This window comes from Pseudoalteromonas phenolica, from assembly GCF_005886345.1.
Lineage (GTDB): Bacteria > Pseudomonadota > Gammaproteobacteria > Enterobacterales > Alteromonadaceae > Pseudoalteromonas > Pseudoalteromonas phenolica_A.
On the sequence record NZ_PNEC01000109.1, the window covers coordinates 1 to 281 of the forward strand.

Genomic DNA, 281 nt, shown 5'->3' on the forward strand with positions numbered 1-281 from the left:
ATGGCAAAAGAAAAGTTTGAACGTTCGAAACCGCACGTAAACGTAGGTACAATCGGCCACGTTGACCACGGTAAAACAACTCTAACTGCAGCAATCACTAACGTACTTGCAAAAGTATACGGTGGTGAAGCGAAAGACTTCGCAGCAATCGACAACGCTCCAGAAGAGCGTGAGCGTGGTATCACAATCTCAACTTCTCACGTTGAGTACGATACTCCAACTCGTCACTACGCACACGTAGACTGTCCAGGACACGCTGACTATGTTAAAAACATGATCAC

Annotated in this window: 1 protein-coding gene; it reads left to right on the forward strand. The window is 46.3% G+C overall.

The annotated features are described in order from the left end of the window. Positions 1-281: GTP-binding protein (locus tag CWB72_RS20250; protein WP_252371606.1), on the forward strand; the 281-nt coding region annotated here is incomplete at its 3' end.